This window comes from Streptomyces sp. TN58, from assembly GCF_001941845.1.
In the GTDB taxonomy this organism is placed as follows: domain Bacteria; phylum Actinomycetota; class Actinomycetes; order Streptomycetales; family Streptomycetaceae; genus Streptomyces.
Map to the genome: position 1 here is coordinate 6,121,266 of NZ_CP018870.1, position 18,186 is coordinate 6,139,451.

Genomic DNA, 18,186 nt, shown 5'->3' on the forward strand with positions numbered 1-18,186 from the left:
CACATGTTGTCTGCTCAGGAGCGGCACCGTCTGCTGGTTGAGTACAACGATACGGCTGCGGAGTATCCGGCGGACGCGTGTGTCCATGAGCTCTTTGAGGAGCAGGTCCGGCGGGTGCCGGACGCGGTGGCCGTGGCCTCGGACGAGGGGAGCCTGACGTACGCCGAGCTCAACGCGCGGGCCAACCGGCTGGCGCACCACTTGATCGGGCTTGGCGTCCGCCCCGGCCAGGTCCTGGCCGTCCACGTCGAGCGCAGCCCTGACCTGATCGTTGGGCTGATGGCTGCGCTCAAGGCGGGCTGCGCCTACACACTGCTCGACCCGGACTTTCCGCACGAGCGCCTGACGGCGGTCCTCGAGGACACCGGCGCGCCTGTCGTGATCACGCACGAAGCGACGGCCGGACGGCTGAGCACCCCGTACCTCACCGAGGTTCGCCTGGACGCGGCCGGCCCGTCGGCGGCCTCCGCCAATGACCTGGGCATCGAGGTCCGCCCCGATGCCATAGCCTGCGTCATGTTCACCTCCGGCTCCACCGGCCGGCCCAAGGGCGTGGCGTCACCCCACCGAGCCCTCGTCAGCACCTACACAGGGCAGGCCTACCTGGCCTTCGACGCCGACCAGGTCTTCCTCCAGTGCTCGCCCGTGTCCTGGGACGCCTTCGCGCTGGAAGTGTTCGGACCGCTGATCCACGGCGGTACGACGGTCATCCAGCCGGGGCAGCGGCCCGAGCCGGCCGATTTCGCCCGCCTGGTACGCACGTACGGGGTGACCGCGCTCCAGCTCTCCGCAGGGCTCTTCAACCTCGTCCTCGACGAGTACCCGGAAGCCTTCGAAAACGTCCGCGAGGTCATGACCGCCGGAGAGGCCGCCTCCGTCGCCCACGTGGAGCGGGCCCGGAAGATGTTCCCCCAGATGAAACTGCTCAACGGCTACGGGCCTGTCGAGAACCTGGGCTTCTCCACCACGTACGACATCCGTCCCGATGTGCCGATCGGTTCGTCGGTGCCGATCGGTGTGCCGTTGGCGAATACGCGGGTGTATGTGCTGGACGAGGGTTTGGGTTTGGTGCCTGCGGGTGTGGTGGGTGAGTTGTATATCGCGGGGTCGGGTCTGGCGCGTGGATATGTGGGGCGTGCGGGGTTGACGGCTGAGCGGTTTGTGGCTGATCCGTTTGGTGGTGCGGGTGAGCGGATGTACCGGACGGGTGATCTGGTGCGGTGGAACTCCGGTGGTGAGTTGGAGTTCGTGGGGCGTGTGGATCACCAGGTGAAGGTGCGTGGGTTCCGGGTGGAGCCTGGTGAGGTGGAGGCGGTGGTGGGCCGGGAGGAGTCGGTCCGTCAGGCGGTTGTGGTGGTGCGTGAGGACCGGCCGGGTGAGAAGCGGTTGGTGGCGTATGTGGTGGCTGCTGATGCCGGTGTGGGTGTGGATGTGGAGGTGTTGCGGCGCCGGGTGGGTGAGGTGCTGCCGGAGTACATGGTGCCGTCGTTCTTCGTGGTGCTGGATGCGTTGCCGTTGACGGTGAACGGGAAGCTGGACCGTGCTGCGTTGCCGGTTCCGGATGTGTCGTCGTTGGTGGTGGGCGGGCAGGCGCGGACGCCGCGGGAGGAGATCCTGTGCGGTCTGTTCGCTGAGGTGCTGGGTCTGGAGCGGGTGGGTGTCGAGGACAACTTCTTCGACCTCGGCGGCGACTCACTCGACGCGATGCGCCTGATAGGCCGAGTACGTGCCACCCTCGGCGCCGAGTTGAACATCCGAGTCCTGTTCGGGAGCCCGACTCCCGCCGGCATCGGTGCACTGCTGCCCGCCGAAGAGACCTCTGAGGAGCCCCGGTCCCGGGCGGTGCTGTCTGCGGGGGTGCGGCCGGAGCGCGTGCCGCTGTCTTTCGCGCAGCAGCGGCTGTGGTTCCTGGCGCAGTTGGAAGGGCCGAGCCCGACCTACAACATCCCGGTTCCGATGCGGTTGTCCGGTGTCGTCGACACGGCGGCGCTGGAGGCGGCTATCGCCGACGTGGTGGGCCGCCACGAGGCCCTGCGGACGGTGTTCCCGCAGATCGAGGGCGAGCCGTTCCAGCAGGTCCTGTCCGCCGAGGAGGCGCGCCCGCGGCTGACCGTGGTGGAGTGCTCGCCGGCCGAGCGGGAGGGGCTGGTGACGGAGGCCGCTCAGAGCGTGTTCGACGTGACATGCGAAGTGCCCCTGCGAGCCTGGCTGTTCACCTCTGCCGGCGAGGAGTCGGTGCTGCTGATCCTGGTGCACCACATCGCCGGCGACGGCTGGTCCAGGCGGCCGCTTCTGCGGGACCTGGCACAGGCCTACCGGGCGCGGTGCGCTGGCGAGGAGCCGGACTGGGCGCCGCTGCCGGTGCAGTACGCCGACTACACCCTGTGGCATCGCGAGCTCCTCGGTGACGAACAAGACCCCGACAGCACCCTCGCCACCCACACCGAATTCTGGCGCACGTACCTGAAGGGCCTGCCGGAGGAGACGGCATTGCCCGTGGACCGGCCCAGGTCCACCACAGCCAGCCACGCCGGTGCAGGCGTGGTGATCACCGTGGAGCACGAGCTCTACGAGGACCTCGTACGCCTCGCCCAGGACCGCCAGCTCACGGTCTTCATGGTGATCCAGGCCGCATTCGCCGCACTGCTGAGTCGGTCCGGAGCGGGTGGCGACATCCCCCTCGGCACCCCGGTGGCCGGGCGGTCCGACGCCTCCCTGGACGAGCTGGTCGGCTTCTTCGCAAACATGATCGTGCTGCGCACCGACACCTCCGGCGATCCGACCTTCACCGAACTGCTGGACCGCGTACGGACTTCCGACGTGGAGGCGTACGCGCACCAGGACATGCCCTTCGACCGGGTCGTGGAAGCCCTCAACCCTCAGCGATCCCCGGCCCGCCACCCCCTGTTTCAGGTCGCGCTGGCCTTTGGCGCAGGCGCCTCCAGTGCGGTCGAACTCTCGGGACTGAGCGGATCGGCGGGCATGGTGCCCACGGCCGTAGCCAAGTTCGATCTGGGCCTCTACCTGGACGAGGTGCGGACCCGCGAGGGAGTGGCGCAGAGCATCTCCGGAGTCCTGGAGTACGCGACCGACCTCTTCGACCAGTCCACGGCCGAGGCCCTCGCGACCCGCCTGGTCATCGTCCTGCGGCAGGCCGTACGGAACCCCGAGCGCCGCCTCAGCACGCTCGAACTACTCACGCCCGAGGAGCGGCACCGTCTGCTGGTTGAGTACAACGATACGGCTGCGGAGTATCCGGCGGACGCGTGTGTCCATGAGCTCTTTGAGGAGCAGGTCCGGCGGGTGCCGGACGCGGTGGCCGTGGCCTCGGACGAGGGGAGCCTGACGTACGCCGAGCTCAACGCGCGGGCCAACCGGCTGGCGCACCACTTGATCGGCCTCGGCGTCCGGCCGGGTGGCACGGTGGCGGTGGCCGTGGAGCGTTCGCCGCTGCTGATTGTCGGCCTGCTGGCCGTACTCAAAGCAGGGGCCGCCTACGTGCCCTTGGCAGCCGGCCAGCCCGCGGCGCGCATCCGCCTGATGTTGGAGGAGACCGGAGCCGTCGCCGTCCTCACCGACAAGGCGACCGCCTCCGCCGCGGACCTCCTCGTGACCACGACCGACGGGCCGTTTGCCGTCGGCGTCGAAGACGCGGACACCTTCGGGGACGCCCCCACCGACAACCCGGTGGCCGACTGCGGTGGTGCCGCGGCGCTCGCCTACGTCATGTTCACCTCCGGCTCGACGGGTCGGCCCAAGGGTGTCGCGACCACGCACCGCAACATTGTCGAACTCGCCCGGGATCGCTCGTGGGAGGGCGGCGAGCACGCCCGTGTTCTGCTGCACTCGAACTTCGCCTTCGACGCGTCGACCTTCGAGCTCTGGGTCCCCCTGCTGTCCGGCAACACCGTCGTCGTGGCCCCGCCCGGACTCGCCGACGTCGCGCAGCTGAGCCGGGTGATCACCGAACACGGGGTCACCGCGGCCTGGCTCACCTCCTCCCTGTTCGCGCTGTTTGCCGATGAGGAGCCTGAGGTCCTCGCCTCGCTCCGCGAGATCTCCTGCGGCGGCGAAGCCGTCTCGGCAGCTGCCGTCCGCCGGGTGACCGCCCTCGGCACCGGAACGGTGGTCGCGAACTCGTACGGCCCCACCGAGGCGACGACCTTCGCCCTGCGCCGGCGCATGACGCAGCCGCCGATCGGTTCGTCGGTGCCGATCGGTGTGCCGTTGGCGAATACGCGGGTGTATGTGCTGGACGAGGGTTTGGGTTTGGTGCCTGCGGGTGTGGTGGGTGAGTTGTATATCGCGGGGTCGGGTCTGGCGCGTGGTTATGTGGGGCGTGCGGGGTTGACGGCTGAGCGGTTTGTGGCTGATCCGTTTGGTGGTGCGGGTGAGCGGATGTACCGGACGGGTGATCTGGTGCGGTGGAACTCCGGTGGTGAGTTGGAGTTCGTGGGGCGTGTGGATCACCAGGTGAAGGTGCGTGGGTTCCGGGTGGAGCCTGGTGAGGTGGAGGCGGTGGTGGGCCGGGAGGAGTCGGTCCGTCAGGCGGTTGTGGTGGTGCGTGAGGACCGGCCGGGTGAGAAGCGGTTGGTGGCGTATGTGGTGGCTGCTGATGCCGGTGTGGGTGTGGATGTGGAGGTGTTGCGGCGCCGGGTGGGTGAGGTGCTGCCGGAGTACATGGTGCCGTCGTTCTTCGTGGTGCTGGATGCGTTGCCGTTGACGGTGAACGGGAAGCTGGACCGTGCTGCGTTGCCGGTTCCGGATGTGTCGTCGTTGGTGGTGGGCGGGCAGGCGCGGACGCCGCGGGAGGAGATCCTGTGCGGTCTGTTCGCTGAGGTGCTGGGTCTGGAGCGGGTGGGTGTCGAGGACAACTTCTTCGACCTCGGCGGGCACTCGATGCTCGCGATGCGGCTGATCGGCCGCGTACGTGCCGCCCTCGGCCTGGAACTCGGCATCCGCGACCTCTTCCAGACGCCCACGGTGTCCGCCGTCGCCACACTCCTCGGCCGGGAGGAACACTCCAGCGGTTCCCGGTCCCGGGCGGTGCTGTCTGCGGGGGTGCGGCCGGAGCGCGTGCCGCTGTCCTTCGCGCAGCAGCGGCTGTGGTTCCTGGCGCAGTTGGAAGGGCCGAGCCCGACCTACAACATCCCGGTTCCGATGCGGTTGTCCGGTGTCGTCGACACGGCGGCGCTGGAGGCGGCTATCGCCGACGTGGTGGGCCGCCACGAGGCCCTGCGGACGGTGTTCCCGCACATCGAGGGCGAGCCGTTCCAGCAGGTCCTGTCCGCCGAGGAGGCGCGCCCGCGGCTGACCGTGGTGGAGTGCTCGCCGGCCGAGCGGGAGGGGCTGGTGACGGAGGCCGCGCAGAGCGTGTTCGACGTGACATGCGAAGTGCCCCTGCGAGCCTGGCTGTTCACCTCTGCCGGCGAGGAGTCGGTGCTGCTGATCCTGGTGCACCACATCGCCGGCGACGGCTGGTCCATGCGGCCGCTTCTGCGGGACCTGGCACAGGCCTACCGGGCGCGGTGCGCTGGCGAGGAGCCGGACTGGGCGCCGCTGCCGGTGCAGTACGCCGACTACACCCTGTGGCATCGCGAGCTCCTCGGTGACGAACAAGACCCCGACAGCACCCTCGCCACCCACACCGAATTCTGGAGGAATGCCCTCGCCGGCCTCCCCGAGCAGCTGGAACTCCCCTTCGACCGCCCACGTCCGGGTGTCGCCAGCTACGAAGGCGCCACCGTCGAGATCACCATGGAGCCGGCGCTCCACGCCCGCGCCCAGGAACTCGCCCAGGCCCGTCAATGCACGGTCTTCATGGTGCTCCAGGCCGCCGTCGCGGTGATCCTCAGCCGGTCGGGAGCCGGCCACGACGTGCCCGTGGGCACACTCGTCGCCGGGCGGTCCGACGCCTCTCTGGACGAGCTGGTCGGCTTCTTCGTCAACACACTCGTGCTGCGCACCGACACCTCCGGCGACCCGACCTTCGCCGAACTGCTGGAACGAGTGCGCAGGGCCGACCTGGAGGCGTACGCCCACCAGGACGTGCCCTTCGACCGGGTCGTCGAGGCCCTCAATCCCGAGCGGTCCCTCGCCTGGCACCCGCTGTTCCAGGTCCTGGTCGCCCTCAACGATGGCTTCGGAGTAGACGAGGTACAACTGCCGGGGCTGCGGGCCGAGGTTCTGGCCCAGACCACGCCCACCTCGAAGTTCGACCTCTCCGTGGACTTCGAGAGTCGGCGCGACAGCGACGGCCGCCCGGCCGGTCTGCGGACCTCCTGGGAGTACGCCACCGACCTCTTCGACCGTTCCACTGTGCGGGCGATGGCCGAACGCCTCGTATGCCTGCTGGAAGCCGTGACGTCCGACCCGGACCTGCGTATCGGCGACGTAGAACTGCTGTCCGCGCAGGAGCGGCATCAGCAGCTGGTGCAGTGGCAGGGCCCCCAGGTCCCCGAGCGCCCGATGGACCTGGCGGCACACGTACGTCGGCTCGCGGCAGAGCGCCCCGACGCCCCGGCTGTCTCCGATGACCACAGCAGCTTCACCTACCGCGATCTCGCCGCGGGCGCGGACGCTGTCTCCCGTGTCCTGGCCGACGCCGGCGTGGGACCGGACTCGATCACAGCGGTGCTGTCGGAGCGCAGCCCCTGGTACGTCTCCGTCGTCTTGGGCGTCCTGGGTACCGGAGGCGGCTACATGCCGCTGGACAGCGGCATCCCCGTGGAACGGGCCGCGCGGATGCTCGACGATGCGGGCGTCGCCTACTTGGTGGCCGCCCCTGAGCTGCGGGAACGGGCATCCGCCGTGATCACCGCCACCTCGGGCTCCATACGGCTGCTGCTCACGAGCCCCCCGGAGACGACCGACGCGTGGCACGGTCCCGACATGGCTGAGCTCCAGGACTGCATCGCCTACTCCGTCTTCACCTCCGGTTCCACGGGCCACCCCAAGGGCGTGCTCGTCCCGCACCGCGGCCTGGCCAACCACCTCCGCGCCGTGGTGGACCTGTACGGCCTGGACCACAACGACACCATGGCCTTCAACGCCCCGCTGACCTTCGACGTCTCGGTGTGGCAGGCGCTGACGATGCTTCTGGCCGGCGGCCGGGTCCACATCATGGACGACGACACCAACCGGGATCCGCTGGCGACGCTTGAGTGCGTGGCCAAACATGGCGTGACTGTCCTGCAGATCGTGCCCGCGGTGCTGCGCGCGATCCTCGACACCTGGGACCTGGACGACTCCACCGTGGACCGGTTCGCTGGCCTGCGCTGGATGCTCGTGCACGGCGAGGAGCTGCCGCCGGACCTGGTAACACGCTGGTACGCGCGTTTCCCCGACATCCCCATGGCCAACGTCTACGGTCCCGCCGAGTGCTCGGACGACGTCTCGATCTCCGTGATCGACAGGGACCAGCACGCCAGTGCCGTCCGTGCACCCATCGGCGAGGTCCTGGCCAACACCCGCGTGTACGTGCTGGACGAGAACCTGCACTTGCTGCCCGCCGGCGTCATCGGCGAGCTCTACGTCGCCGGCGCGGGCCTGGCCCGCGGCTACGCCGGCAGGTTCGGCGTCACCGCTGAGCGGTTTGTGGCTGATCCGTTTGGTGGTGCGGGTGAGCGGATGTACCGGACGGGTGATCTGGTGCGGTGGAACTCCGGTGGTGAGTTGGAGTTCGTGGGGCGTGTGGATCACCAGGTGAAGGTGCGTGGGTTCCGGGTGGAGCCTGGTGAGGTGGAGGCGGTGGTGGGCCGGGAGGAGTCGGTCCGTCAGGCGGTTGTGGTGGTGCGTGAGGACCGGCCGGGTGAGAAGCGGTTGGTGGCGTATGTGGTGGCTGCTGATGCCGGTGTGGGTGTGGATGTGGAGGTGTTGCGGCGCCGGGTGGGTGAGGTGCTGCCGGAGTACATGGTGCCGTCGTTCTTCGTGGTGCTGGATGCGTTGCCGTTGACGGTGAACGGGAAGCTGGACCGTGCTGCGTTGCCGGTTCCGGATGTGTCGTCGTTGGTGGTGGGCGGGCAGGCGCGGACGCCGCGGGAGGAGATCCTGTGCGGTCTGTTCGCTGAGGTGCTGGGTCTGGAGCGGGTGGGTGTCGAGGACAACTTCTTCGACCTCGGCGGGCACTCGATGCTCGCGATGCGGCTGATCGGCCGCGTACGTGCCGCCCTCGGCCTGGAACTCGGCATCCGCGACCTGTACCGGAATCCCACTCCCGCCGGCCTGCTCGGCGCCGACCGCAACGGCGGCACGGGCAGCGACTTCGACGTGCTGCTGCCGCTGCGACCCGGCACCGGACGCGCTCCACTATTCTGCGTCCACCCCGCCTCGGGTCTCGCCTGGAGCTACCTGCCGCTCGCGCAGGAACTGCCCGCCGGAACACAGGTGTACGGACTGCAGACGCCCGGCCTCACTCCGGACTCCGCACCGCCCGTCGACTTCGAGGCACTGCTGTCACAACTCGTCGGTGAGATACGGCGGGTACAGCCGGCCGGACCGTACCGGTTCCTGGGCTGGTCGCTCGGCGGCAACATCGCCCAGGCCCTGGCCGCCCGACTGCAGTCCGAGGGGGACGAGGTCGACCTGCTCGCCCTCGTGGACTCCTACCCGGGTGCCGAGTGGCCCTGCCCGGACTACGCCACGCCGGCCCAGTGGGACGAGTTCGGCATCCTGGCCACCCTGGCCGCGGCGCCCCTCGACGCGACGGAAGGCGCGGCCGACTTCGCCGGCCATCTCGAAAAGCTGCGCTCGGACGTCCTGGCCGGCCTGTCCTTCGACGCCGACACCTTCCAGCGGATGCTCGCCGCCGGCGTAGGCTCCAGCCGGCTGGCGGCCTCCTGGGCACCCCGGAGGTTCAGCGGCCGGGTCCTCTACTTCGTCGCCACCGAAGGACGCACCGAACTGAGCCCGATGCCCGACTCCTGGCAGCCGTACGCCGACGCGCTGGATGTCCGGCCGCTCCCGTGTGCCCACGAAGAAGTCATGAACCCTGAACCCCGCGAGCAGATCGTGCAGGCGCTGACCGCAGCTCTGGACGAGCTGCCGCACGCCTGACCCGCTCCGTACCCCGCGCACCCATGGCGTGCGCTCCTACACCGGAAGGTATTGATTGCAGTGATTGACGTGGACGGACAGTCCCGCGGGCACGACTCCCACGCGGGGTTGCGCACCCAGTTCACGGGACAGCTGCTGTCTCCAGGGGACGCTGGATACGACGACGTCCGCAAGGTCTGGAACGGGATGCACGACCGGCGCCCCGCCCTCATCGCCCGCTGCCTCACCGCGGAGGACGTCAGCGCCGCCGTGCGCTACGCGGGCACCGCCGGTCTTCCCGTCACGGTCCGCGGCGGGGGCCACAACGTCGCCGGGACCGCCGTCGCCGACGGCGCCCTGATGATCGACCTGTCACTGATGCGGGCCGTCAGCGTCGACCTGGCCGCCGAGGTGGCGGAGGCCGAGGGCGGCTGCCTCCTCGCCGACGTCGATGCGGCGACCACCCCCCACGGCCTCGCCTGCCCGGCGGGCGTCGTGTCGCACACTGGTCTCGCCGGTCTCGCCCTGGGCGGCGGATACGGCTGGCTGGCCCGGAAGTGGGGCCTGACCTGTGACCACATCCTGGCCGCAGAGGTCGTCCTGGCGGACGGCTCCATCGTGCAGGCGACCCCCGACGAGCACGCCGATCTCCTGTGGGGCCTGCGCGGGGGCGGCGGCAATTTCGGCATCGTCACCCGCTTCCGGCTGCGGCTCCGGCAGGTCGGCAGCGTCCACCACCAGGTCGGTGTCTACCCCCTCGACGAGGCCGCCCGAGCCCTCGCCGAGTACCGCGTGTTCGCCGAGAACCAGCACCCGGACATGCACGCGGTCGGCTGCATGAAGATCGCGGGTCGGCAGGACTGGATCCCCCGCTCCTTGTGGGGCCAGCCCGCCCTCTTCCTGACCGCGGTCTGGCTTGGCGCACCGGAGCAGGGTCCCGAGGCCGCCACGGGCCTCTTCGGCAAGGCGGTTCCCGCCGGCTCCCTGTCCCGGCAGCTGACGTACGCGGAGCTCCAGGCGCTGGGGGACCACGGCGAGCCCCACGGCAACCGGTACTTCACCAAGTCCTGCTACCTGGGCGACATCTCGCCGGAGGCCGCGGCCGCGTTCCTCACCTCTGCGCGGGACGTCAGGTCCCCGCTCTCCTCGATCGACTTCGAGTACCTGCGTGGTGAGATCACCGGCGTTCCGGATGCGGAGTCGGCCTTCCCGCGCCGGGACGCCCCCTACATCTACACGGCGTCCGCGCAGTGGACCGACCCCGCGCAGGACGCAGAGAACATCGCTTGGACCCGGCGCAGCGTGGAACAGCTGGAGCCCTGGCATTACGGCGGTGCCTACGTCAACTACGTCCAGGACGAGCCGGCGGCGAAGGTGCGCGAGGTCTACCGGGAGGATCGCTACCGCAACCTTATGGCCCTGAAGTCGCAGTACGACCCCGCCAACGTGCTGCGCAGCAACCAGAACATCGTGCCGGCCCGAGCCGAATAGCACGTCAGGAAGGAACACCCCATGTCCCAGCCGTCTTCCCCTCGACCGACTGTCATTCCGCCCTCCGTCTTCGCCAGCAACGAGCCAGGTGCCTTCCTGGAGGCATTGCGGTCCCCCTGGTATGCGCTCGTCGGTGACCTCCACGATGTCTTCGTCACCACCACCATGGAGTACGCCCGCTCCCGTGGCCTGAAGAACCTGCACCTGCCGCTGACCACCCGTACAATCACCTGCCCCACCGCCCTGGGCAGTGACGCCGAGCCGGTTCCGGTGAAGATCCTTGGCGTCGACACCTACCTCCCCGATTCCATGCAGTTTCTGCTGGAGTACGGCTGCCGAATATCACCGGGCGGCTGCTACACCATCATGCCTTCGTTCCGTGGTGAGGAACCGGACGAGACGCACCTGAACCAGTTCACCCACAGCGAGGCCGAGATCCCCGGTGGGCTGGACGAGCTCATCGACTACGTCAACGGCTACGTGAAGGCCTTGGCCTCGGCGATCCTGGCGCAGCAGGGCGACCGGCTCGCCGCCGCCCGGGGCGACATCTCGCACCTGGAACGGATGGCCGGCCGTCCCGAGGCGTTCGAGCAGATCACCTTCGAGGAGGCCGTCCGCCTGATCGGCGACGTCGAGGGCTGCGTCCGGGACGAGGGCGAATGGCGCACGCTGACCCGCAAGGGCGAGCGGCTCCTCATGGAGCGCGTGGACGAATTCCTTTGGGTCCACCACTTCGACACCCTCGCGGTCCCCTTCTACCAGGCGTTCGGTGACGATGAGGCACGGACCGTACGGGCGGCCGACCTCTACTTCGGCCTGGGGGAGATCGTAGGGTCGGGAGAGCGACAGGCCGACGTCGGCCTGCTCCGCAAGTCCATCGCGCTGCACGGGGTCAACGAGCAGGAGTACGAGTGGTACGTCCGGATGCGCAGCGAAATGCCCATGCGCACAGCTGGCTTCGGCATGGGCGTGGAGCGGTTCCTCATGTGGGTGCTGAACCACCACGACATCCGAGACATCCCGCTGGTGTCCCGACTGAACGAGCCCAAGACGTGGCCAGAAGCGGTCCTGCGCCCGTAGCACAGCGCGTACACCGGAGTCCGATCCGGCCGGTGACAGCACGACGACCCTATGTCCGGGGCCGGGGCGAGGCGGACGCGCGCCGGCCCCGGACAGGACGGCAAAAGCGAGGGACCCAAGCCGAGCGGCCCCTCCCACAGAAGCGACAGGTGAGCGACCCTGTGACGAACCACACTTTCCCCCCACCCCGCAAGGCGTTCTGGGGCGTGCTCGCCCAGCGGGATTTCCGACTGCTCTGGATGGGCGACGCGATGGCCGGCCTGGCCAAGGGCGTCACGAGCGTGGTGCTGCCCCTGATCGCCCTGCTCAACCTCTCTGCGGGCCCCTTCGAGATCGGCCTGCTCGCGTCGGCGGTTTGGCTGCCCTGGCTGGTCATCGGTCTCCCTGCGGGAGCCTGGGTCGACAGCATGAGCCGTCGGCCGATCATGATCGCCTGCCACGCGTCCTCCGCGGTGCTGTTCGCGAGTGTTCCCCTCGCCTGGTGGCTGGACGTCCTGACGTACGGCCACCTGCTGGCGGTCGCCCTGCTCACCGGCACCGCCACGCTGTTCTTCCAGACGGCATACAACGTCTACCTGCCTACTGTCCTCGCCAAGGAGGACCTCATCGAGGGGAACGCCAAGATCCAGGGAGCCGAAGCGGCCACCCGGATTGCCGGACCTGCACTTGGCGGTGGGCTGGTGACGGCCTTCGGCGCGGCCACCGGTCTCCTCGTCGAAGTCCTGTCCTGCCTCTTCTGCCTTGTGTGCATCCTGCTCATCCGTAGCCGAGAGCCCGCCAGGACGAAGCGGGAGCGGGAAGAGCCGTTCACCCGGCAGATCGCCACCGGTCTGCGCTTCGTCGCCAGGGACCCGTACTTGCGGCCGATCATCACGTACGGCGCCGTCGTCAACCTGGGTCTTACCGGCTACACGACCATCCAGATCGTCTTCCTCGTGCAGTCGGTCGGCGTGGATGCCTCCGTCGTCGGCGGTCTCGTCGCGGTCGCCGGGCTCGGCGGCATCCTGGGGTCGCTAGTGGCCCGGCCCCTCGGACAGCGCTTCGGCACCGCCCGCAGCGTCGTGGTGTGCCAGTTGGCAACCGGCCCGTTCGTGCTGCTTTCCCCCCTTACCACTCCGGGAGCGGGGCTGGCGTTCTTCTGCGTCGGCACGTGCATGCTGATCGCCGGAGTCGTCGCCTGCAACGTCGTCCTCGGCAGCTTCAGGCAGTCCTACTGCCCGCCAAGCCTGCTGGGCAGGGTCGTCGCCACCAGCATGTTCGTGCTGCACAGCACGATCCCGGTCGGCGCGCTGTTGGCCGGTGTCCTGGGTGACACGGTGGGTCCACTCGCGACCATGTGGATCATGGCGGCGCTGATCGCCCCCTGCGGGATGATCCTTCTGCTGAGCCCCATGCGCCGCCAGCGCGACCTGCCCAGCGAGCCGCTCACCGTGCCACACCGGGTACACGCCGCCGAATAAACCCGTCCACAGGTCGACTCGTTCGAGAAGGGCGAGAGAGTGCAAGAGAACACAACAGTCCCGGTCCGGTACTACAAGGAGCTCGGCTCCTGGGTCGTGTCCGACAAGGACACGGCTCAGGCCGCGCTCGGCCAGTCCGCTTTGTCGTCACGAACCGCGGACGCCGGCAGTTACCTCCCGGAGGATATGAAGGAGCAGTGCGCCGAACTGCTGGACGTCCTTAGCCGGTGGTTCGTGCTGCTAGACGGCGAGCAGCACACTGCGGCCCGCCGGGGCGTCCAGCGGATGTTCTCGCCCGGCCGGATCCGCAAACTCCATGAGTCCATCGAGGAGATTGTCGAAGAAGCCCTCGACGAGTTCCCCCAGGAGGGTGTCGGCGACGCGATGCCGCAGCTGGCTGGGGTGATCTCGGCCCGGACGATGGCGTTGATGCTCGGCCTGGAGAAGACCGACGCCGCTCAGCTGCACGGCTGGGCCCGGGCCATCGCGGACTTCCTGGCCGCCTCCTACCGACGAGACTTCGCCGTCCGCGCACAGGACGCCTTGCGCAACATGGGGGAGTTCGTGAAGAACTCTGACCGGGCGGACAGCATCTGGAACTACACCTCGGGCGACGAACGGGACCGCCTCGCAACGTGTTCGCTGATGCTCTTCGGCGGACTGGAGACCACAGCCGCGCTCATGGGCTTCTCCCTCTGGTACGTCATCGAGAACGGCCTGACGCAGTTGGTCGCCGACGAGGCCCACGCCACTGAGACGGCCGAGATCGTCGAACGGGTCCTCGAACTCCACCCTCCGCTGGGTCATGTCGCCCGTACGGCGGAGACACGAGTGGAGATGGATGGACAAGCGATCGCCCCCGGTGACCTTGTCCTGGTGTCCCTCACCGGGCACGACCCGTTCGACCCGCCGGCATGCCCGGCACACCCGGCGCCCCACACGGGCGGCGGGCGGCGGACCGACCACCTCGCGTTCGGCCACGGCATGCACTACTGCATGGGTGCTCCACTCGCACGCATGGAGGCAGCAGCCCTGCTGACCCGGTTCGCCCGACGGTTCCCTGATGCCCGTGTGCAGGACCTGACGTGGAGCAAGAACCGGACCTACCGCGGATTCGACCACCTGAACATTCGTCTCTAGGCATACGAAGCGGAGTAAGCACACATGGGACCGGATATCGTCAAGCTCCTCCCGGAGTTCGATGCCTCCAGACTTCAAGAAGAGTTGTTCGCTCTGGGCGGTGAGCGGTTCAAGCCTCAGGCAACCTACAGTGAGGGAGAGATCACCCAGAGCCTCACGGACGGCTGGCGCGTTCTGTCGTTGAGGGGCCCTGGCGGGGATCCGGAGCGCACAGACCCCGGCGGTCCCGGTCTCGTGGACTACGCCGATACGCCACTGATGCAGATGGCGCCGTACACGGCGTCGATCCTCAAGGGCCTCAATGTGCCGCTGCGGGCCGTTCGCTACATGACGCTGGAGCCGGGCGCGTCCGTGGCCGAGCACACCGACTACCCGTACGGCCTGCCGGTGGGATGGGCCCGGCTGCACCTGCCCATCGTCACCAACGACCACGCCGTGCTGGTGATAGATGGAGTCGAGAACAGGTGGCAGCCGGGCGAGCTGTGGTACGCGAATTTCGGCAGGCCGCACCATCTTTACAACAGAGGCTCCCAGCCCCGCGTACACCTGGTGGTGGACTGCTACGTCAGCGAGACCCTGCTGGAGCTCTTCCCAGCCCGAGCGAGGCAGGAGATGGACCCGACCGGGATCATGTTCTGGCGCGAAGAGATCACAACTTCATCGGATGAGCTGCGTGCCCTGACGGGACCGGTGACCGTACCGGCGGGGTTCATCGAGGCGTATGCCGAGCCGCCCTCCCCTGAGGAGTTCGAGAGTGCAGGTGCGGACTTGCAGGGCACTCTGCGGGTTGCCGACGGCCGACTCGTCCTGCACATGGACGGGCTCTACGAGTCGGCACTGGTATGCGTGGGCGAGCGGGAGTTCCGGCCACTGTGCTGGACTGAGGAGCGCACGATGAAGTTCGAGACGGTCAACGGCGTTCCGCGGATCTCGTTCCGTTACCGGCACGGCAGCTACCACACCGAGATCGTACGAAGCAACGGCCCGGGGCAGAACGACCTGTGAAGGCAAGGAGAGTTGGCTCTATGACTTCCATCGAACGGGAACAACCCATACTGAATATGGGGGTAGACCGGTACGCTCTGCGCGCCTGCCGCAAGCATGCCCAGCAGACCGTGGCGGTCTGTGGTCCGGAACCGTGGGATTTCGGCCCTCACATCCCAGAGGACGGCGTTCGCGTGGTGCGCGCGGACGACCCCGGACATCCGGAGTCGGTCCTGGCCGCACTGCACCGGGCCGGCTTGAAGGACACCCGCTTTGCAGGCGTGCATTCCGGCGACGACTGGACGCTGATGAACGCCGGGGTGATCTCCCGGATGCTCGGGTGCAGCGGGATCGACCCCGATGTGGCCCTCTATTTCCGGGACAAGGCGCTGCAGAAGCAGAAGATCCGCGAGGCGGGTATCAGCACCGCGTCGGCGCTCGTCATCGAGGACATCCACGATGTCAGCAGCCTGAGAGACACGGACTTCAAGCGGTCAGTGCTCAAGCCCATCTCGTTCGGAGGCACTGGGTACACCTCCACCGTCACCGACTTCGAGGGCCTCAGTGCCGTCAGCCGCAGCATGCGGGCCCGGAACATTCCGAGGCGGACATTCCTGCTGGAAGAGTTCGTGGAGGGCGACGAATGGGTCGCTGACGGTGTCGTCTTCGAGGGCGAGTTGCTCTTCCTGGCCCTTGGAAAGTACGGCGAGCCGTGCCTGAACGCTCTGACTGAGCAGCGAGCGCTGTGGGTCCGCCGGTTCGACCCGACCCAGGAGTCATGGGCCTACGAGGCGGCACAACCCTTGGTCGAGGCATCGCTGTCGGCACTGGGCCTCTCGAGTGGCGTGTTCCATATGGAGCTGTTCCACAACCCCGCAACCGGACAGGTAACGTTCGGCGAGTGCGCTGCCCGACGCGGTGGCGGGCTGACCCAGGAAGAAGTCCTGTTCAAGTTCAACGTGGATCTTGCCGAGTGCGGAGTCCTCTGTTCCCTGGGGCGACGTCCGAAGCTGGACGTCAAGGTTCGTCCGGAGGCAGCGGCTCACACTCACTTGCTGGGCAGGCCAGGAACGCTCATCAGCCACCCGCCGGTGTCCGAGGTGATGGAGTTGCCCTACGTCGAATACGCTCGGTTTGAGCATCCGTTCGGTACCTCATTCCCGGAGGCGATCGAATTCATCGGACAGAGTCTGGGGCTCATGGTCGTGAAGGCTGACTCCGTTGACGATCTGGCAGCACGGGTGGATGACCTCCGACGGTGGGTAGACGAGCGTCTGGTGATCGCGCCCCCGAGTATGTCGTTCCGCGAGCACCGCGAGTGGCATGAGAGGCTGTGGCCTGAGCAGGCAAAGCTCGGCGGCTCGGTCTACGAGCCCTCACACACCTGAACCTGCGCCGTTGGGTCGCACTCGGCCCAAGACCTGGCCTGTAGGCCAGATTCGCTGACCAGGCTTATTGCCGGTCAGAAGCCTTCCCCATGCCCCTGCCGTGCAACCGTTTACGGAACTGCGGCAGGGGCATCCGGCGTCCAGCGACGTGGGAGCAGAACCTCGTGCGCGTGGTGGTGCCCGCCGACGGGAGCCACGGCGACCTCGTCGAGGTCACCGACACCGGACGCCAAGCCCTCCGGGCCCCGGAGGCGCATGCGTGACGTCGCCCGAGCTGCGGGCACTGCCCGGCCCGGTCAGCTCGATCCGCCTCACCTACACCTGCGAGCAGGGCTGGTGGGACACCGGCGAGGGCGAGCCGGAGATCTGGCACGTGGCTGCTGACCTGTATGCCGAACGCAGCGTCGAGCACGTCGGCAACTTCGAGTTCTACCGCGCCGACCCCTATGCCCTCGCGACCTGTTCGAAGGCTACGACGGCGATGCCGACGTGATCGCCGAGTCAATCCTGAACCCGGCTACCGGGCACTTCCGACGGCCTAAACGAGTACGCCCAACTGCTCGGGTCGGGCATGTTCCTGCTCAACTCCGCACAGATGGCCCGCCCATGGCGCGGGTTCGGTGTCGGAGCGTCGAGGGCGTTCCGACCGATTGGCGCCACGGCCAGTGGCGGCTTCCGCGCACCAGCACCCTCGGCTCGCTCAGCTCCAGCATCGCCCTCACCGCGTTCTCCCCGCCAGTGGATCTGGACATCACGCGACGGAAGATCGCTGCTCGTCCGGCACCGTACGCGGGCGGCCGGTAGCGTCGCTTGGCGCCGAAGGGGAGTCCTTGTATCGCCTCGGCGGACGCGGGAGGGGAGATCGGTGGTCGACGGGATCTGGCTGGATGTCCCGTACGCGGAGAAGGACCAGGCCAAGGCCGCCGGCGCGAGGTGGGATCCGGCCGTCAAGGGCTGGTACGCACCATGCAAGGGCATGACCGTCCTTGAACCGTGGGCGGCGGCCCCCGACGTGTCGGACCTGTTGCCCGGCGAGGACCGCACGCTGGGCGGGGGGCTTTTCGTCGATCTGGTGCCCTCCAGCTGCTGGTTTACCAGCGTGCGATCCTGCGTGACGCCGTGGGACTGGGAACGGCTCCGCCGGATGATCATCGCCGTGCCGGGATGCGGTGCGAGGCATGCGGAGCCAGGGAGAACCGGGACGCCAATCGGTGATTGGAGGCCCCCGAGCGGTGGGCGTACGGAGATGTGGCCCGCGTCCAGCGACTCAAAAGGCTAATTTGCCTGTGCACGGACTGTCACGCCGTCACCCACTACGGATACGCGCAGGTCCGTGGCCTGGAGTCGAAGGCGTTCGCGTCTCTGGCCAAGGTCACGGGGATGAGCCATGCCGAGGCCCGCAGCCATATCCGCTATGCGTTCAACGTGTGGGAGGCGCGCTCGGTCAGGGCCTGGACGCTGGATCTGAGCATGCTCACCGACGCCGGGGTCACCCTCCAGCGTCCGCCTCGCGCGGGCGAACGGCGAGGCGTCGCCGCAGTGACGGCGGAACTGCAAAGCTCCCCGCAGGCGGTCTGATCGGCTCCCGGCTGGCGGACACGGGATGTCCC

At 68.3% G+C, this 18,186-nt stretch carries 10 protein-coding genes; all 10 read left to right on the plus strand.

The window, feature by feature from the left end:
• The first annotated feature begins 3 nt into the window (after positions 1 to 3).
• The 10 genes from BSL84_RS27640 (at position 4) to BSL84_RS37105 (ending at position 18,154) form a co-directional block, all read left to right on the plus strand.
• Positions 4 to 9,054 carry a non-ribosomal peptide synthetase gene (locus tag BSL84_RS27640; RefSeq protein ID WP_267894051.1) on the plus strand — a complete coding sequence of 3,017 codons (9,051 nt, stop codon included), beginning with the start codon at positions 4 to 6 and terminating at the stop codon, positions 9,052 to 9,054.
• Positions 9,055 to 9,114: 60 nt separating this feature from the next.
• Positions 9,115 to 10,524, plus strand: a complete 1,410-nt coding sequence (locus BSL84_RS27645) for an FAD-binding oxidoreductase (RefSeq protein WP_199838756.1) — start codon at positions 9,115 to 9,117, stop codon at positions 10,522 to 10,524.
• Between the two features lie 21 nt (positions 10,525 to 10,545).
• Positions 10,546 to 11,604, plus strand: a complete 1,059-nt coding sequence (locus tag BSL84_RS27650; protein ID WP_075971389.1) for an amino acid--tRNA ligase-related protein — start codon at positions 10,546 to 10,548, stop codon at positions 11,602 to 11,604.
• Between the two features lie 161 nt (positions 11,605 to 11,765).
• A complete protein-coding gene (locus BSL84_RS27655) occupies positions 11,766 to 13,064 on the plus strand; it encodes an MFS transporter (RefSeq protein WP_234363536.1) in 1,299 nt (432 codons plus the stop codon).
• Positions 13,065 to 13,103: 39 nt separating this feature from the next.
• Positions 13,104 to 14,204 carry a cytochrome P450 gene (locus tag BSL84_RS27660; RefSeq protein WP_159393566.1) on the plus strand — a complete coding sequence of 367 codons (1,101 nt, stop codon included), beginning with the start codon at positions 13,104 to 13,106 and terminating at the stop codon, positions 14,202 to 14,204.
• Between the two features lie 24 nt (positions 14,205 to 14,228).
• Positions 14,229 to 15,209 (plus strand): aspartyl/asparaginyl beta-hydroxylase domain-containing protein, encoded by a 981-nt coding sequence (locus BSL84_RS27665; protein WP_075971391.1) that lies wholly within the window; start codon positions 14,229 to 14,231, stop codon positions 15,207 to 15,209.
• 20 nt (positions 15,210 to 15,229) lie between these two features.
• Entirely contained in the window at positions 15,230 to 16,576 is a 1,347-nt protein-coding gene (locus BSL84_RS27670) for an ATP-grasp domain-containing protein (protein WP_075971392.1), read from the plus strand.
• A 259-nt stretch (positions 16,577 to 16,835) separates the two neighbouring features.
• The gene (locus BSL84_RS27675; RefSeq protein ID WP_075971393.1) at positions 16,836 to 17,069 is read left to right on the plus strand and encodes a hypothetical protein; all 234 of its coding nucleotides are present in this window, start codon (positions 16,836 to 16,838) and stop codon (positions 17,067 to 17,069) included.
• A gap of 102 nt (positions 17,070 to 17,171) precedes the next feature.
• Entirely contained in the window at positions 17,172 to 17,855 is a 684-nt protein-coding gene (locus BSL84_RS37100) for a DUF5710 domain-containing protein (protein ID WP_234363643.1), read from the plus strand.
• Between the two features lie 101 nt (positions 17,856 to 17,956).
• Positions 17,957 to 18,154, plus strand: a complete 198-nt coding sequence (locus BSL84_RS37105; RefSeq protein WP_234363537.1) for a hypothetical protein — start codon at positions 17,957 to 17,959, stop codon at positions 18,152 to 18,154.
• Positions 18,155 to 18,186 lie beyond the last annotated feature (32 nt).